This window comes from Caballeronia zhejiangensis (assembly GCF_000698575.1).
GTDB lineage: Bacteria > Pseudomonadota > Gammaproteobacteria > Burkholderiales > Burkholderiaceae > Caballeronia > Caballeronia zhejiangensis.
Map to the genome: position 1 here is coordinate 176,916 of NZ_JFHD01000004.1, position 20,076 is coordinate 196,991.

At 63.2% G+C, this 20,076-nt stretch carries 1 protein-coding gene; it reads left to right on the forward strand.

Features of this window, described 5'->3' with window-relative positions; all coding sequences use genetic code 11:
• Positions 1-156 precede the first annotated feature (156 nt).
• A complete protein-coding gene (locus BG60_RS08770; protein ID WP_051996444.1) occupies positions 157-20,028 on the forward strand; it encodes a non-ribosomal peptide synthase/polyketide synthase in 19,872 nt (6,623 codons plus the stop codon).
• The last annotated feature ends 48 nt before the right edge of the window (positions 20,029-20,076 follow it).

The window sequence follows — 20,076 nt, forward strand, 5'->3', positions numbered from 1 at the left end:
CTTTACGCCGCCGCATCAGTCTGACGAACACGCAAGGACCTGTGCCAGATGCAACCACGCGCGAACGCGCGTGCGCTTCTTCCACGCGTTCCGATGACGACGTTCTCGACTATCGCTTTCAGAGCACGCGCGTGCTCTCCACTACGGATCGACGCCATGCACGGTTTTCCCATCACGCCCGCTCAATCGGGCATCTTCTTTCGACAGCAACTCGATTTGCGCGATCCGCGCTTCAATCTTGCTCAACTCACGGAGATCATCGGACCGCTCGATGTCGATGCGCTTCAGGCAGCGCTGCGGCAAACCATCGACGAAGCCGAAGGCATGCGCGTGCGCCTCTCCGTCACCGACGGGTTGCCGCGTCAGATCGTCCCCGATGAGCCGTTGCACTTCACACTGCGCGTGGTCGATGTAAGCGATGCACCCGATCCGCTGGAAGCAATCGATCGCGCTGTGCAGATCGCGCTGGCCACCGCCTTCGACCTCGGCCATTGGCCGCTATTCGATGGGCAGCTCTTTCAGGCGAGCCCCACGCGCTTCTTCTTCTTTCAGCGGATTCACCATGTAGCGTTCGATGGCTTTTCGTTTTTGCTGTTCACGCAGCGGCTCGCAGCCATTTACTCGGCACTGATCCAAGGAGACGATCCCGCACCGTCCGGCTGGGCGCGTCTTGCCGATCTCCTCGATAACGACGCCGCGTATCGCGCGTCCAGCGCCTTCGAAAACGATCGGCAGTTCTGGCACGAATACATGGCGGGTTGCCCCGAGCCTGTGATCCTCTCGGCATGCATGGCGCCCGAGCCGATGCCCGCAGAAGCCTATTCGCAGGCGAGCGCGCGGATCCGTCTGTCGCCCGACACGACCGCGCTCATGCGCGATATGGCCGAACGCAACGGCACGACCTGGCCGCAAATCATGACGGCGGTCATGGCCGCCTATGTCGCACGTCTGAGCGGCCAGCCCGAAGTGGTGCTCGGGTTGCCCGTCGCCGCACGCGTCGGACGTCTGGCGAGAAGCGTGCCGGGCATGTTGTCGAATGCGCTGCCGTTACGAGCGATCGTCGACGAACGCACGACAATCGTCGATCTTCTCGATGCCGTCTCGCGGCAAAGCCGCCGCGTGCTGCGTCATCAGCGCTATCGCGTGAAAGATATCCGGCGCGATGTCGGCCGCATCGAAGCCGACAGGCCGCTCTTCGGTCCCACGGTGAACATCATGCCGGAGTACAGCCGTGCGCTGAACTTCGCGGGCTGCATCATCGGCTCGAATCGCTCCTTCTATGGCACGCCCGATGATCTCGCGCTGATCGTGCATGACCAGGGCGATGAACTTGGCATCGAATTGATGTTCGATGGCAATCCGTTGCTCTATACGCCCGAGTCCGTCGAGGCGCACGCGCGCCGCTTCACACGTCTCCTCGAACAAGTGCTCGATCGGCCCGATGCGCCGCTCCATACGCTTCAGCTCGTGTTACCTGAAAGGCAGGCGCTCCTCGAACGCTGGAACGACACGACCGCGCCGTATTCGGAGCATGAGTGCATTCATCGGCTTCTCGAGCAGCAGGCACGGCTCACGCCCGACGCCGTCGCACTCGTCTGCGATGGCGCATCGCTCACGTTTGCGCAGCTCAATGCGCGCGCGAACCGGCTCGCGCATCGGCTCATCGCGCTCGGCGTGCGTCCCGAAGGTCGCGTCGCCTTGTGTATGGAGCGCGGCATCGGCGCGATCGTCGCGTTGTTCGGCATACTCAAGTCGGGCGGCGCTTACATCCCGCTCGATCCAGCTTACCCGGGCGAACGTCTGAGTTACATACTCGGCGATGCCTCGCCTCGGTTGCTCGTCGCCGATGCAGCGGGCCGTCACGCGCTCGGTGATATCGGCGTGCTTACGGTGCTCGATCCGGATGCATCGCTCGACGATGCCCTGCCGAAAGACGATCCGCATGTGCCCGCCCTCGCCTCGCATCATCTCGCGTATGTGATCTACACGTCGGGTTCCACCGGCAAGCCCAAGGGCGTGATGGTCGAGCACCGGCACGTGATGAACCTGCATCATGCGTTGCAATCGACCGTGTTCGCGCATTGCGCGCCGCATGCGGGCGTGACGCTGAACGCAAGCATCGCCTTCGATGCGTCCGTCCAGAATCTCACCGCGTTGCTGTCCGGGCATCGGCTCGTCATCGTTCCCGCCGATGTGCGCACCGACGCGATGGCGCTCGTCGATTTTCTCGACACATCCGGTATCGACGTTTTCGACTGCACGCCGACGCAACTCGAATCGCTGTTCTCGGCCGGTCTGCTCGAACGACGGCAAGCGCCACTGACCGTGCTCGTCGGCGGTGAACCGCTCACGCCGCAGACGTGGAGCCGTCTTGCGCGCGCACAAGGCATACGTGCGTTCAACGTCTATGGTCCGACCGAATGCACGGTAGATGCGACTTTCGCGGAGATCACGCATGAACAGGCGCGACCGGTTATCGGCAAGCCGCTCGCCAACACGCGCACGTATGTGCTCGACGCACGGCGTCGCACGGTGCCGCCTGGCGCGGTGGGCGAGCTGTATATCGGCGGCGCGGGTGTCGCGCGCGGCTATCTGAATCGTCCCGAGCTCACGGCCGAGCGCTTTCTCGACGATCCGTTCGTGCCCGGCGCACGCATGTACCGCACCGGCGATCTCGCCCGCTTTCATCTCGACGGCAATATCGAATTCCTCGGACGCAATGATCTGCAAATCAAGATTCGCGGCTTCCGCATCGAGCCCGGCGAGATCGAGACGCAGATCGCGAGTCATCCGGCCGTGCGCGATGCGGTGGTGATTGCGCGTTCGCGCACGCCCGGCTCGCAGGATCAGCAACTCATCGCCTATGTCACCGCACGCGATGAATTCGGCATCGACGCAAGCGACTTGCGCGAACATCTGAGCACGCGTCTTCCCGACTATATGACGCCCGCCGCGTTCGTTGCGCTCGATGCGCTGCCGCTTACGCCGAGCGGCAAGCTCGATCGCCGCGCGTTGCCCGATCCGCAAGCCGACGCCTTCGCGCTGCGTCCCTTCGAAGCACCGCAAGGTCGCACCGAAAGCGCGCTTGCCGGACTGTGGGCTGAACTGCTGGGAATCGAACGTGTCGGTCGGCATGACAATTTTTTCGCGCTCGGCGGCCACTCGCTGCTCGCGGTGACGCTGATCGAGCGCTTGCGGCGCATCGGGTTGCAAGCGAGCGTGCGAGATCTCTTCGCGACGCCCGTGCTCAGCGCATTCGCCGATGCCATCGATTACGCCGCGCCGAAGTCCGACATTGTCGTGCCGCCCAATGTCATCACGCCCGCGAACAGCGCCATCACGCCGGACATGCTGCCGCTCATCTCGCTGACGCAGACGGATATCGATCGCATCGCCGATCAAATGCCTGGCGGAATCTCTAACGTTCAGGATATCTATGCACTCGCGCCGCTTCAGGAAGGCATCCTGTTTCATCACATGCTCACGACGGAAGGCGATCCGTATCTGCAAACCGCGCGCCTCGCGTTCGACAGCCGCGCCCGTCTCGATGCATGGGTCGATGCGTTGCAACACGTCGTCGCGCGGCATGACATTCTGCGCACTGCGTTCGTTCACGAAGGCGTGACGACGGCGGCGCAAGTCGTCCTGCGTCATGCGCCCGTGACGATCGTCGAGGTCGACGATCTGACGCATCATTTCGATGCGCGCACGCAGCGCCTCGATCTCGCTCGCGCGCCCCTGATGCAGATTGCAATCGCACGCGACGCGAGCGGGGATCGCTGGCTGATGCAATTGAACTGGCATCATCTGATCGGCGATCATGCGACGCTCGAGGTCATGCATGCGGAAATCGGCGCGATTCTCGAGGGCCGCGCGCACGCGTTGGGCGCGGCGCAACCATTCCGCGACCTTGTCGCGCAGGCCCGGCTCGGGGCGAACCATGACGCGCAGGAAGCCTTTTTCCGCGACATGCTCGCCGATGTCAGCGAGCCCACGTTGCCGTTCGGCTTGACCGATGTGCATCACGACGGCTCGGCCGTCGCCGAAGCGCAGATCACGCTGCCCGCCGAACTCGATGCGCGTCTGCGCGCGCAGGCCCGGCATATCGGCGTCAGTCTCGCGAGTCTCTGTCATCTCGCGTGGGCGCGCGTGTTGAACGCGGGCAGCGCACTGGATTCCGATGGGTGCGTGGTATTCGGCACCGTGTTGCTCGGACGCATGCAGGCGGGCGTCGACCAGGCGCTCGGGCTCGTAATCAACACCTTGCCGGTTCGCTTCGACATCGACGACGCTTCCGTCGCTGACAGCGCGCGTCTTGCGCATGACCGTCTCGCCGCGCTGCTGCAGCATCAGCATGCCCCGCTCGCGCTCGCTCAACGATGCAGCGGCGTCGCCGCGCCCGCGCCGCTCTTCAATGCGCTGCTCAACTATCGTCATAATCGCGCATCCGACGACCGGCACACCCACGGCATCGAACTGCTCGGCGCCGAAGAGCGCACCAATTATCCGCTGACGTTGTGCGTCGATGACAACGGCGATAGTCTCGGTCTCATCGCGCAGACCGTTGCGCCGCTGTCGCCCGCACAGCTCTGTGGATATATGGCGCAGGCTTTGTCGAGCCTTGCGCACGCACTCGAAGAAGCGCCGCAAACGCCAGTGAATCAGCTCGACGTCGTGCCGCCCGACACGTATGAGCTGCTGGTGAAGACATGGAACGACACGGCTTCGTATCCATCGGACATGTGCATTCACCAGCTTTTCGAGCAACAGGCCAGGCGCGTGCCCGACGCGGTCGCGCTCGTCTTCCAAGATCAATCCATGACCTATGCGAAGCTCAATGCGCGAGCGAACCGGCTCGCGCATCGTCTGATCGCGCTGGGCGTGGGGCCGGAAGATCGCGTCGCGTTACGTGTGGAGCGTGGCATCGGCATGATGGTCGCGTTGCTCGCGATCCTCAAGTCCGGTGGCGCTTATGTGCCGCTCGATCCCGCTTATTCGGGCGAGCGCCTGAGCCACATTCTCAGCGACTCGACGCCGCGCCTGTTGCTCGCCGACGCCCCCGGCCGCGCGGCGCTCGGCGATACGGGCGAGCTTACCGTGATCGATCCCGATGCATTGCTCGACGACGACATCTCGCAAGACGATCCGGTCACGGCCGTCGCTCCGTCGCATCTCGCATACGTGATCTACACGTCCGGTTCTACCGGCAAGCCCAAGGGTGTGATGATCGAGCACGCGCAGATCGTTCGCCTCTTCGATGCGACGCACGACTGGTTCAATTTCGATGAACGCGACGTATGGTGCCTGTTCCACTCGTTCGCCTTCGACTTCTCGGTCTGGGAAATGTGGGGCGCGCTGCGTTATGGCGGCAAGCTCGTGATCGTGCCGCAACAGCTTGCGCGCTTCGCGCCCGACTTTCTTCGACTGCTTCAGCGGGAACGCGTGACCGTACTGAATCAGACACCGAGCGCGTTTCGCGCATTGATTCAGGCGCAGGAGACGAACGATGCGCCCACCGCGTTGCGCTATGTGATATTCGGCGGCGAGGCGTTGAATCCTTCGATGCTGGAGCCGTGGTACGCGCGTCATCCGGATCGGCATCCGCGCCTCGTCAACATGTACGGCATCACCGAGACGACCGTGCATGTGACTTATCGACCGCTCGATCGCGAAGACTGCGCGGACAGCCACAGCCCGATCGGCGTGCGCATTCCTGACCTCACGATCTATCTGCTCGATGCGCAACAGCGGCTCGCGCCTGTCGGTGCGGTCGGCGAGTTGTATGTCGGCGGCGCGGGCGTGGCGCGCGGCTATCTCAATCGGCCCGAGCTGACCGCGGAGCGTTTCATCGACGATCCCTTCGTTCCGGGCGCGCGGCTCTATCGCACGGGCGATCTCGGACGGTATCGTCCCGATGGCAGTCTGGAGTTTTTCGGGCGCAACGATCATCAGGTCAAGGTTCGAGGCTTTCGTATCGAGTTGGGAGAGATCGAAGCGCAGATCGCCAGTCATCCGGCGGTGCGCGAAGCCGTCGTCATCGCGCGCGCACGCGATGAAGCGACGCAGGATCAGCAACTCATCGCCTATATCACCGGCGTTTCCGACATCGACACGAGCGACCTTCGCGAGCATCTCGGTTCGCGTCTGCCGGATTACATGGTGCCGTCCGCGTTCGTGACGCTCGATGCCTTGCCGCTTACGACGAACGGCAAGCTGGATCGACGCGCGCTGCCTGATCCGCAATGGCAGAACCTCGCCGTGTATGTCGCGCCGCGGACATCGCTCGAGACATCGCTTGCCGAGTGCTTTGCCAGCGTGCTCGGCCTCGAACGCGTGAGCATCTTCGATGACTTCTTTGCGCTTGGCGGGCACTCGCTGCTCGCCACGCAACTCGTCTCGCGACTGCGCGAAGCCCTGTCGATCGAATTGTCCTTGCGCACGCTGTTCGATGCGCCGAGCGTCGCCGCGCTCGCCGACGCGTTGGAGGACACGGCTCATCGCGCCGGGGCGCGCCCGCCGTTGCAAGCGTTGCCGCGTCCCGCGCAAGTGCCGCTGTCGTTCGCACAGGAACGCTTGTGGTTCCTCGATCAACTCGATCCGGGACAATCGACGTACAACATACCCGTCGCCGTGCGCCTTTTCGGCTCGCTCGATGTTCACGCATTCGAAACCGCGTTGAACGCGCTCGTGGCACGTCACGAGAGCCTTCGCACATCGTTCGTGGAGCACAACGGCCAAGCGATGCAATGCATAGCGCCCAGTCTGAAGATCGCGCTGCCGATCATCGAACTCGATGAACGCGTCGCCGATGAGCAAAGCGCCGAGGTTCACCGTCTCGCGCAGATCGAAGCCTCGCGCGCCTTCGATCTTCAACATGGACCGCTGCTTCGCGCGCGATTGCTGCGGTTGTCATCCGCTGAACATGTCCTGTTGTTCACGATGCATCACATCGTCTCGGACGGCTGGTCTATCGGCGTGCTCGTTCGCGAACTCGGCGCATGCTATACGGCTGCCGTGCGCAAGGAGCCGGTTGCGCTTCCGCCCTTGCCCGTGCAGTACGCCGACTTCACGATTTGGCAGCGTGCCTGGCTCGCCGATGCGGAACTGGAACGCCAGACGCAATACTGGCGCGGTCGTCTTGCCGATCTCGCGCCGCTGGACTTGCCTCTCGACCGTCCACGCCCCGCACAGATCAGCGGACGCGGCGCGACCTTGCCTTTCGCGCTCGGCCCCGCGCTGTGCGAACGGCTGTATGCGTTCGCGCAGCGGGAAGGCGTCACGCCTTTCATGCTGCTACTCGCCGTGTTCCAGACGCTGCTTGCGCGCCTTTCCGGACAGAACGATGTCGCCGTCGGCTCGCCCATCGCCAATCGCACGCATGCACAGATCGAGCCACTCATCGGCCTCTTCGTCAATACGCTCGTGCTGCGCGCCGATCTTTCGGGATCGCCGTCGTTGCGTACGTTGCTCACGCAAGTCCGCGAAACGACGCTCGCTGCTTACGCGCATCAGGATTTGCCGTTCGAAAAGCTCGTCGAAGCACTCGCGCCGGTTCGGGACACTAGCCGCCCCGCGTTGTTTCAGGTGATGTTCGTGTTACAGAACGCGCCGCTCGAACCACTCGCGCTGCCCGGCCTCACGCTGGAACCGCTGCCACCGGCCGAAGCCGGCGCCAAGTTCGATCTCACGTTGGACCTGACTCATACGCAAGACCATCTGACCGGCAGCCTGAACTACGCCACCGACCTCTTCGATGAACGCACCATCGCGCGCTTCGGCGAGCGCTTCGCGCGCTTGCTCGAACAGGCGCTCGATCAGCCCGATGCGCCGCTCTTTGCGCTCGACATCGTGCTGCCCGAGGAGCACGCGCTCCTCGAACGATGGAATGACACGACAACGGCTTATCGCGACGATGTTTGCATTCAGCAACTCTTCGAAGAGCAAGTCCGGCGCACGCCGGATGCCCTCGCGCTCATCTTCGCGGACCAGTCGCTCACGTACACGCAGCTCGATGCGCGCGCGAACCTGCTTGCGCATCGGCTGATCGCGCTCGGCGTGCAAGCGGAAGATCGCGTCGCGTTCTGCATGGAACGCGGCATCGGAGGAATCGTCGCGTTGATGGCGATACTGAAGGCAGGCGGCGCGTACGTGCCGCTCGATCCCGCTTATCCGGGCGAACGCCTGACGCATATCCTCACCGATGCGATGCCTCGTCTGCTCATTGCCGATGCCGCCGGTCGCGAAGCATTGGGCGACACGGGTTCGCTCACTGTCATCGATCCGCAAGCAGCGCTCGACGACGCGTATCCGCAGGATGATCCGCACCCGAACGTCAGGCCGAGCAACCTTGCTTATGTGATCTATACATCGGGTTCGACCGGCAAGCCCAAAGGCGTGGCGATCGAGCACGGAACGCTCGTCGCGTCCACCTTCGCGCGGCACCGGTTCTATGAGCGCGCACCGAACGAACGCTTCCTGCTGCTGTCGTCGCTCGCGTTCGACAGCTCCGTCGCAGGCCTCTTCGGCACACTCACGAACGGAGGCTGTCTTGCGCTCGTCGATCTCGATACCGCGCGAGACCCGGACGCGATCATCGAACTGGTGCGGCACCGCGACATCACGCGTGTGTTGTGCGTGCCGTCGCTCGGTCAGGCCATTCTCGACAGTATGTCGTCGAGCGATGATCATAAGCTTCGCGAGATCATCGTAGCGGGCGAAGCGTGCCCGCCCGGACTCGCGAAGCAAAGCTCCACGCTGCCTCGACCGGTCGCCCTCTACAACGAATACGGTCCGACGGAAGCGACGGTTTGGGCGACCGCGTATCGGTGCCTGCCGGAAGAGTCGAACCCGGTGCCGATCGGCGGTCCCATCGCGAACACGCGCATCTATCTGCTCGACGCCGAGCGCCGCCTGATGCCTATCGGCGCCGTGGGCGAACTCTATGTCGGCGGCGCGGGTGTCGGACGCGGCTATCTGAACCGTCCCGAACTCACCGCTGAGCGCTTCCTCGACGATCCCTTCGTACCGGGCGGGCGCATGTATCGCACCGGCGACATCGCACGCTATCGCGCCGATGGCAACATCGAATTTCTCGGACGCAACGATCATCAAGTCAAGATTCGCGGTTTCCGTATCGAACTCGGCGAGATCGAGGCGCAGATCGCGAGTCATCCGTCGGTGCGGGAGGCTGTCGTCATCGCGCGCGCGCGGCATGAAGCGACGCAGGATCAGCAACTCATCGCGTACGTCACCGGTACGGACGAGATCGACGCGGGCATGTTGCGCGAACATCTTGCATCGGGCTTACCCGATTACATGGTGCCCTCGGCGTTCGTGGTGCTCGATGCCTTGCCGCTGACGCCCAACGGCAAGCTCGATCGTCGCGCATTGCCCGATCCGCAGTGGCAGGATCAGGCCACATATGTCGCGCCGCGCACATCGCTGGAAGAAACCCTCGCGCAATGCTTTGCCAGTGTGCTCGGCCTTCAACGTGTCGCCGTGTTCGATAACTTCTTCTCGCTGGGCGGTCATTCGCTGCTGGCCACGCAACTCGTTTCGCGCGTGCGCCAAGCGCTCTCCATCGACTTGCCGCTGCGTGCCTTGTTCGATGCGCCGAGCGTTGCAGCGCTTGCCGAAGTGCTTGCGCTCGATGAGTCACGTCGCGTCGCGAGCGCCTTGCCGCCTCTGCAAGCACGCGAGCGACCCGCTCATCTGCCGCTTTCCTTCGCGCAGGAACGTATGTGGTTCCTCGAACAACTGGATCCCGGACAATCCGCGTATAACATTCCAGTCGCGGTGCGTCTGAACGGATCGCTCGATGTGCCGTCATTCGAGACCGCGCTGAACGCGCTCGTGGAGCGTCACGAGAGCTTGCGAACCACGTTCGCGCAATACGACGGACAGGCCGTGCAATGCATCGCGCCGCACTTGCACATCGCGCTGCCGGTCATCGCGCTCGATGCGCTTGCATCTGATGCGCAAGCCGCCGAACTGCGTCGACTCGCGCAGGACGAAGCCACGCGGGCATTCGATCTTCAGCGCGGTCCGTTGCTGCGCGCACTCCTGCTGCGCGTTGCACAAGACGAACATGTGCTGCTGTTCACGATGCATCATATCGTCTCGGATGGCTGGTCGACGGGCGTGCTCGTGCGTGAACTCGGTGCGGGCTATGCGGCTGCGTTACGCAATGAGCCTGTTTCACTGCCGCCGCTGGCCGTGCAATACGCCGACTTCACCTTGTGGCAGCGCGATTGGCTGGCGGGTGCAGAACTCGACCGTCAGACGCAATACTGGCGCAATCAGCTCGCCGAACTCGCACCGCTGAACCTGCCCGCCGATCGCCCACGTCCATCGCAAATGAGCGGACGCGGTGCGAGTGTGCCATTCGCGGTAGGTGCCGCGTTATGCGAACGGATCGACGCGCTTGCGAATCGGGAGGGCGTCACGCCGTTCATGCTGCTGCTCGCCGTGTTCCAGACGCTGCTCGCGCGACTGTCCGGTCAAAACGACATCGCCATAGGGTCGCCGATCGCAAACCGCACGCATGCGCAGACGGAACCGCTCATCGGCCTGTTCGTCAACACGCTCGTCTTGCGCGCCGATCTTTCGGGATCGCCGTCGCTGCGTGACCTGCTCGCGCAAGTGCGTGAGACCACGCTCGCCGCTTACGCCCATCAGGACTTGCCGTTCGAGAAGCTCGTCGAAGCGCTCGCGCCGGTTCGCGACACCAGCCGCACGGCGTTGTTCCAGGTCATGTTCGTCCTTCAGAACGCGCCGATGGAGCCGCTCGCGCTGCCCGGCCTGACGCTGGAAGTGATGCGCCCCGCCGATGCCGGCGCGAAGTTCGATCTCACGCTGAATCTGACGCATACACAAGATCGATTCCAAGGCACGCTCGCTTATGCGACCGACCTGTTCGATGAACAGACGATCGTGCGCATGGGCGAACGCTTCACGCGTCTGCTCGAACAGGCGCTCGATCAACCGGATGCGCCCTTGCACGCGTTCGAACTGGTGCTGCCTGACGAGCATGCGCTGCTCGAACGATGGAACGACACGGCCGAGGCGCATCCCGAAGATGCATGCGTCCATCGTCTGTTCGAGCAGCAGGTACGACGCTCGCCTGAAGCGACCGCGCTGGTATTCGAAGGCGAATCGCTCACGTATGCCGAACTCAATGCGCGCGCGAATCGGCTTGCGCATCGAATGATCGCGCTCGGCGTCCGGCCGGACGATCGCGTCGCGCTGTGCATGCAGCGCAGCATCGGCATAATCGTCGCGTTGATGGCGATACTCAAGGCAGGCGGCGCTTACGTGCCGCTCGATCCGGCTTATCCGGGCGAGCGCCTGAACCATATCCTCACCGATGCCGCGCCGCGTCTGCTGCTCGCCGATGCCGCGGGCCGGGAAGCATTGGGCGACACCGGCGCGCTCGACGTACTCGAAATCGATGCATCGCTCGATGAAGCGCTCCCACAAGAGAACCCGCAAACGAACGTCGCGCCGCATCATCTCGCCTACGTCATCTACACCTCCGGCTCCACCGGCAAGCCCAAGGGCGTGATGGTCGAACATCGCCATGTCGTGAATCTGCATTACGCGCTGCAATCGACGGTGTTCGCACGTTGCGCCGCGCGCTCCGGCATCGGTCTGAACGCGAGCATCGCGTTCGACTCTTCATTGAAGAGCCTCACGGCGCTGCTTGCAGGTCATCGACTGATCGTGATTCCCGCCGACGTGCGCACCGATAGTGCGGTGCTCATCGACTATCTGAACAACGCCGATATCGACGTGCTCGACTGCACGCCCACTCAACTCGATGTCATGCTCGCCAGCGGCTTGCTCGAACGCCGGCGGTCGAAGCTGACCTTGCTTATCGGCGGCGAAGCGATCACACAACAGACGTGGAATCGACTGGCGAACGCTGAACAGATTCGCGCGTTCAACGTCTACGGTCCGACCGAATGCACCGTCGATGCGGCGCTTACCGAGATCACGGCTGACCAGGTGCAGCCGGTCATCGGCAAGCCGATTGCCAACGCGCGCATCTATCTGCTCGATGCGCACCTTCGGCGGGTTCCGCCGGGCGCGATCGGTGAGTTGTTTATAGGCGGCGCGGGTGTGTCGCGTGGTTATCTGAACCGGCCCGAACTCACGGCCGAACGTTTCATCGATGATCCGTTCATCGCGGGCGCGCGCATGTATCGAACCGGCGATATCGCGCGTTATCGCGCCGATGGCAATATCGAGTTCCTCGGACGCAACGATCATCAAGTCAAGATACGCGGCTTCCGTATCGAGCTCGGCGAGATCGAAGCGCACGTCGCCAGTCATCCGTCGGTGCGCGAGGCTGTCGTCATCGGCCGCATGCGGCATCAAAAAACGCTGGATCAGCAACTCGTCGCTTATGTTACGGCAACCGGCGATATCGACATCGAGGCACTTCGGGAACATGCACGTTCTCGTCTGCCCGACTATATGGTGCCGTCGGCCTTCGTGCTGCTCGACGCGCTGCCGCTGACACCCAACGGCAAGCTCGATCGTCGCGCGTTGCCCGATCCTGAATGGCAAAACCTTGCCGCGTATGTCGCGCCGCGCACCTTGCTCGAACACACGCTCGCGAAGTGCTTCGCCGATGTACTCGGCCTCGAACGCGTGAGCGTCTTCGACAACTTCTTCTCGCTCGGCGGCCATTCGCTGCTTGCTACGCAACTCGTCTCGCGTTTGCGTCAGACGCTTGCGATCGAGCTGCCCTTGCGGACGCTGTTCGATGCGCCTGGCGTCGCTTTGCTTGCCGAAGCGCTGACGCTCGATGCGCCTTCGGATCGCGCGAGCATCTTGCCGCCTTTGCAGACGCGCGAGCGCCCCGCGCATCTGCCGTTGTCCTTCGCGCAGGAACGTTTATGGTTCCTCGAGCAACTCAACCCGGGTCAGTCCGCGTATCACATTCCAGTGGCCGTGCGTCTCACCGGATCGCTCGATGCTCGGGCGTTGCAGACCGCGATGAACGCGCTCATCGATCGGCATGAAGTCCTGCGCACTTGCTTCGCGCAACACGACGGCGTTCCGGTTCAACGCATCGCAATGCAAGCGCAGGTCACCGTGCCGCTGATCGCGCTCGATACGCTCGATGCCGATGCGCAGGCCACCGAAGTCCGCCGCCTCGCACAAGATGAGGCAACACGCGCATTCGATCTTGAACAGGGTCCGCTGCTCCGAGCGAGATTGCTGCGCCTGTCCGCGCGAGAGCATGTCCTGCTGTTCACGATCCATCACATCATCTACGATGGCTGGTCGACGGGCGTGCTCGTGCGTGAACTCGGCGCGTGCTACACGGCGGCGTTGTCGAACGCGCCTGCTGCGTTGCCGCCGCTCGATGTGCAGTACGCCGACTTCACCTTGTGGCAGCGCGATTGGCTCGCCGGCGCCGAGCTCGAAAGACAGACTCGGTACTGGCGCGATCGGCTCGAAGGCCTCGCGCCGCTCGATCTGCCGACCGATCACCCCCGGCCCTCGCACATCAGCGGGCGCGGCGCCAGCTTGCCCTTCGCCCTCAGCCCGGCGCTTTCCGAGCGGCTGATCGCGCTCGCGCAACGCGAAGGCGCCACGCCCTTCATGCTGCTGCTCGCCGTCTTCCAGACGCTCCTCGCGCGTTTGTCCGGGCAAACGGATATCGCGGTGGGCTCGCCGATCGCCAATCGCACGCATGCGCAAGTCGAGCCGCTCATCGGCCTGTTCATCAATACGCTCGTCATGCGCGCGGATCTCTCCGGCTCGCCTTCGTTGCGTACATTGCTCAGGCAAGTTCGCGATACGACGCTCGCCGCGTACGCGCATCAGGACTTGCCGTTCGAGAAGCTCGTCGAAGCACTCGCGCCCGCTCGCGATACTAGCCGTACGGCGCTCTTCCAGGCGATGTTCGTGTTGCAGAACGCCCCGACGGAGCCGCTCGCCTTGCCCGGACTCACGCTCGAGTTGCTGCCTCCTTCCGAAGCCGGCGCGAAGTTCGATCTCACGTTGAAGCTCGCGCACACGCAAGGGCGCTTTACCGGTAGCCTGAGCTACGCATCCGATCTTTTCGACGAGCACACGATTGCGAGGCTCGGGGAACGCTTCGCGCGTCTGCTCGAACAAGCGCTAGAAAAACCCGATGCGCCTCTGCAGGCGTTCGACATCGTGCTACCCGAAGAGCATGCATCCCTCAGGCGATGGAACGACACCACTGCTGCGTATCCCGAGCACTTGAGTATCCATCAACTTTTTGCCCAACAGGTCCGACGCTCGCCCGATGCGATCGCGCTCGTTTTCGAAGACGAATCCCTCACGTATGCGCAACTCGATGCGCGCGCTAATCGGCTTGCGCACCATCTCATCGCGCTTGGCGTCGAACCGGAACATCGCGTCGCGTTGTGCATGGAGCGCGGCATCGACATGATCGTCGCGTTGATGGCGATACTCAAGGCAGGCGCTGCGTATGTGCCGCTCGATCCCGCCTCGGTCGCCGAGCGCCTCGCGTACATGCTCGACGACGCCGATGTATCGCTGCTCGTGACTCAGACATCGTTGCTCGACGGTCTTTCACGGGTCGCGCTTAACGTCTCGATCGTTTGTCCCGACGACGAAGCGTGCCGTATCGAAGCATGTCCCGATATCGATCCCGCCATTGACCTGCAGTCGCACAGCCCCGCGTATGTGATCTACACGTCCGGCTCGACCGGCAAGCCCAAGGGCGTCGTGCTGAGTCATCGGAATCTATCGAACTATCTGAGCGGCGTGCTTGCGAGGATGAACGTGCTCGCGCCGTGCAAGATGGCCCTCGCTTCAACCATCGCGACCGATCTGGGCAATACGATTCTGTTCGGTGCGCTGGTCGCTGGCCACGAGCTGCATGTGCTGTCGAACGACCGCACCACTGACAGCTATCTGTTCGGGCAGTACATGCGTCAGCGCGGAATCGATGTGCTCAAGATCGTGCCCGGACATTTGCGCGCGCTCGTTGACGTTACGCTCGACACCGCGCCTGCATTGCCGACGCAATTGCTCGTGCTAGGCGGGGAAGCGACGCGCTCCGACTGGATCCGCCGCGTGCAGGCACTGAAGCCCGGCATGCGCATTCTGAATCACTATGGCCCGACCGAGACGACCGTGGGCGTGTTGACGCATGCCTATCACGATGACATCGCATACGGCATGTCGATTCCCATCGGGAGACCGCTGGCCAACACGCGAGCCTATGTTCTCGATGAATTCCTGCGTCCTGTGCCGCTCGGCGTGACGGGTGAGTTGTATATCGGCGGTACGGGTCTCGCGAGCGGCTATCTGCGGCGCGCGGCGCTCACCGCGCAGCGCTTCGTCGCCGACCCCTTCGCTTCCGGCGAGCGCATGTACCGCACAGGCGATCTCGCACGTTATCGTGCCGATGGCAACATCGAGTTCCTCGGCCGCAACGATCATCAGGTGAAGGTGCGCGGCTTCCGTATCGAGCTCGGCGAGATCGAAGCGCAACTCGTGGATCATGCCGCCGTGCGTGAAGCGGTCGTCATCGCGCGGGCCCGCAGCGAAGCCTCGCAGGATCAGCAACTCATCGCTTATGTCACGCTGCTCGCCGATGTCGATGCCAGTGTCTTGCGCGAGCATCTCGCCGAGCGCTTGCCCGATTACATGGTGCCCTCAGCGATCGTCATGCTCGATGCACTGCCGCTCACACCCAACGGCAAGCTCGACCGTCACGCGCTGCCCGATCCGCACGCCGATGCCTTCGCGTTGCGTCCCTTCGAAGCGCCTTTGGGCGAGACCGAATCGTCGCTCGCCGATCTGTGGGCCGAATTGCTGGGCCTCGATCGCGTCGGCCGGCAGGATAACTTCTTCGCGCTCGGCGGCCATTCGCTGCTGGCCGTCACGCTCATCGAACGCATGCGCCGCATCGGCCTGCACGCCAATGTGCGCGATCTCTTCGCCACGCCCGTGCTCAGCACGCTTGCCGCATCGATCGAGCGCGGTGCGATTGCGCACGATATCGTCGTGCCGCCCAATGTCATCACGCCCGACACGACCGCGCTCACCCCTGCCATGCTGCCGCTCATCGCCTTGACGCAAGCGGATATCGACTCCATCGTCGAACAAGTCCCGGGCGGCATAACGAACGTGCAGGACATTTACGCGCTCGCACCGCTGCAGGAAGGCATTCTGTTCCATCACATGCTGAGCACCGAGGGCGACCCGTATCTGCAAACCGCGCGCATCGCCTTCGATAGCCGCGAGCGTCTGGATGCCTGGCTCGATGCGCTGCAACGGATCATCGCACGGCACGACATCCTGCGCACCGCCTTCATCCACGACGGCATCAGCACGCCCGCGCAAGTCGTCTGTCGCCAAGCGCCTGTCACCATCGATGAGATCGAGCTCGATCCCGCACACGGTCCGGCTGTCGATCAACTGGCGCGTCTGTTCGATGCGCGCTCGCAACGCCTGCCTCTGCATCGGGCGCCCCTGCTTCGACTCACCCTCGCGAAGGAACACGATTCGCCGCGCTGGCTCGCGCTGCTCGTGTGGCATCACCTGATCGGCGATCACGTTACGCTCGAAGTGATTCAGAAAGAGATCAGCGCATTGCTCGAGGGCCATGCCGATGCGCTCGATGTGGCGCAACCGTTTCGCGATCTGGTCGCGCAGGCGCGGCTCGGCGCCACTCAGCAGGAGCATGAAGCGTTCTTCCGCGACATGCTCGCCGAGCTCAGCGAGCCCACGCTGCCCTTCGGCTTCACCGATGTGCATCACGACGGCTCCTCGATCGCCGAAGCTCGCGTGACGTTGCCCGCGGCGTTGAACACGCGTCTGCGCACGCAGGCGCGAGACCTCGGCGTCAGTCTCGCCAGTCTCTGTCATCTCGCATGGGCGCGTGTGCTCGACGCGGCAAGCACCGGCGATGGCCGCATCGTCTTCGGCACCGTGCTGCTCGGGCGCATGCAGGCAGGTGTCGATCAGGCGCTCGGGCTGCTCATCAACACCTTGCCGATTCGCCTCGATGTGAACGATGTCTCTGTTGTCGATAGCGTGCGTGACACGCATCAACGTCTCGCGGCCTTGCTGCAGCATCAGCATGCTCCGCTCGCACTCGCTCAGCGATGCAGTGGCGTGGCCGCGCCCGCGCCGCTCTTTAGCGCGCTGCTGAACTATCGCCACAACCAGGCCGTCGCCGATGAACAATATGCCTTCGAGGGGATCGAGCTGCTGGGCGCCGAAGAGCGCACCAACTATCCGCTCATGCTCGCTGTCGAAGACAACGGCGAGAGCCTTGGCTTGACCGCGCAAACGCTCGCGCCGCTCTCGCCCGATCAGTTGTGCGGGTACATGGAGCAAGCGTTATCGAGCCTCGTGCAGGCACTCGAGCAGGCACCGCAGACGCCCGTCGACCAACTCGATGTGCTGCCGCCCAAGACGCGTCAGTTACTGGTCCAGACGTGGAACGATACGGCTGCGTCGTACCCTGTCGATCTGTGCATTCATCAGTTGTTCGAGCAGCAGGTCGAGCGCACGCCCGATGCGATCGCGCTGATCTTTGGAGATCAGACGCTCACGTATGCGCAACTCAATGCGCGTGCCAATCGGCTCGCGCATCATTTGATCAAGTTGGGCGTGCGTCCGGAAGATCGCGTGGCGCTGTGCGTGGAGCGTGGCATCGGCATGGTGGTGACGTTGCTCGCGATACTCAAAGCGGGCGGCGCCTATGTGCCGCTCGATCCGGCTTACCCCGGCGAACGCCTGACTCACATCCTCACTGACTCGACGCCGCGCCTCTTGCTCGCCGATGCCATCGGCCGTGAAGCACTCGGCGATACGGGTACGTTGAGCGTGCTCGATCCGGACGCATCGCTCGATGCATCAGAGGACAATCCTCAAACCAGAATCGAACCACATCATCTCGCATACGTGCTCTTTACATCGGGCTCCACAGGCAAGCCCAAAGGCGTGATGATCGAGCATCGCCAGATGCTGAACTTCCTGTGCTCGATGCGCGATATCACCTCGATGAACGCCGCCGACACACTGCTCGCTGTCACGACGATATCCTTCGATATCGCGGGCCTGGAGTTGTATTTACCCTTGAGCGCCGGCGCGTGCATCGTGCTCGCATCGCGCAACGATGCGGCCGATCCGCTCGCGTTGCAAGCGCTCATCGATGCACACGCCATCAGCTTCATGCAGGCGACCCCGGCCACCTGGCGCATGCTGCTCGACACGCAGTGGAGCGGCAGCGCGAAGCTTACCGCGCTGTGCGGCGGCGAAGCGTTGTCCGCGAACCTCGCGGCGCGTCTGAACGAGAAGGTCAAGGCGCTGTGGAATCTCTACGGTCCGACTGAAACGACGGTCTGGTCCTCGTGCTATCGCACGGGCCGCGACGCGCATAGGTCATCCACGGTATCGGTCGGCCGGCCGATTGCCAACACGCGTCTGTACGTGCTCGATGCGCACTACCGGCTCGTGCCGCCGGGTGCCGTGGGCGAGTTGTATATCGGTGGCGCGGGGGTGGCGCGTGGTTATCTCAATCGTGCCGAGCTCACCGCCGAGCGCTTCCTCGACGATCCGTTCATTGCCGATGCGCGCATCTATCGCACGGGCGATCTCGCGCGCTATCGCGCCGATGGCAATCTCGAGTTCCTCGGACGCAACGATCATCAGGTCAAGATTCGCGGTTTCCGGATCGAACTCGGCGAGATCGAAGCGCAGCTCGCGAGTCATCCGGCCGTGCGCGAGGCCGTCGTCATCGCACGGGCGCGGCGTGAAGAGACGCAGGACCAGCAGCTCATCGCCTATGTCACTGGCGCCACCGCTATCGATACGAACGCGCTTCGCGAGCATGTGACTGCGCGCTTGCCGGATTACATGGTGCCATCGGCGTTCGTCACGCTCGATGCGCTGCCGCTCACGCCCAACGGCAAGCTCGATCGGCGCGCATTGCCCGATCCGCAGTGGCAGGATCTCGCCGCTTATGTCGCGCCGCGCACCTCGCTCGAACATACGCTCGCGCAGTGCTTTGCCAGCGTCCTCGGACTCGAGCGCGTGAGTGTCTTCGACAACTTCTTCGCGCTCGGCGGGCATTCGTTGCTGGCTGTTCAGTTGATGGCATCGATTCACGCGAAGCTCGGCCAGGACATTTCGATTCGCGTTCTCTTCAATGCGCCATCGGTCGCGGAACTCGCCGATCAACTGAACGCCGCGCCTTCGAACAACGAATTCGATCCGATTCTGCCTATCCGGGCATCGGGGAGCGGCGCACCGCTCTTCTGCATTCATCCGGTCGGCGGACTGGCGTGGAGTTATGCGGGTCTCGCGAAGATCATCGATGACGACCGGCCCCTCTACGCCGTCCAGACGCCGGCGTTGAAGGAGCCCGGCTACCGTCCCGCGAGCATCGTCGACATGGCGGCGGACTATATCGCGCGCATCCGCACGGTTCAGCCTCACGGTCCCTATCACCTCCTCGGCTGGTCCTTCGGCGGACTGCTCGCGTACGAAATGGCGACGCAACTGCAAAACCTTGGCGAGAAGATCGGCGAGCTCGTGTTGCTGGATTCGCGTCTTCCGGACGGACTCACTGCATCCGAAGTCGATGAATGGGCGCTGTTCGCCGCGACGTTCCCGGACATGTCGCCCGATCTGACGCTCACGCTTCAGGCATTGCAATCGACCACCGAGCGCGTGGTCGCGCTGCGTGAGCATCGGCTGATACCGGCGTATATCACCGACGAGCACGTCACAACGCTGATCGGCACGACGCAACGGAACATGCAGTTGCAATCGATGTACACGCCCCGGTCGTTCCATGGCGATATCGTCTATTTCACGGCGACGCGCTCCGAAGCGCCCGGACAACCCCGACGTAGCGCGCAATGGCGAGCGTGCGTGAATGGTTCGATCGTGAACTACGACATCGACTGCATGCATGGCGAGATGTGCCTGCCATCGTCGCTCGCGATGATCGGACAGAACCTCGCATCGATGAATGTGATTGGTGCATCAGCGAAGTAGAGAACGAACAGCGCCACGGGCTTAGGCCGGTGGCGCTGCTATCGAACG

Excerpts from the sequence above, each read along its gene's own strand:
- BG60_RS08770 (WP_051996444.1), top strand. The coding sequence starts at position 157 with ATGCACGGTTTTCCCATCACGCCCGCTCAATCGGGCATCTTCTTTCGA.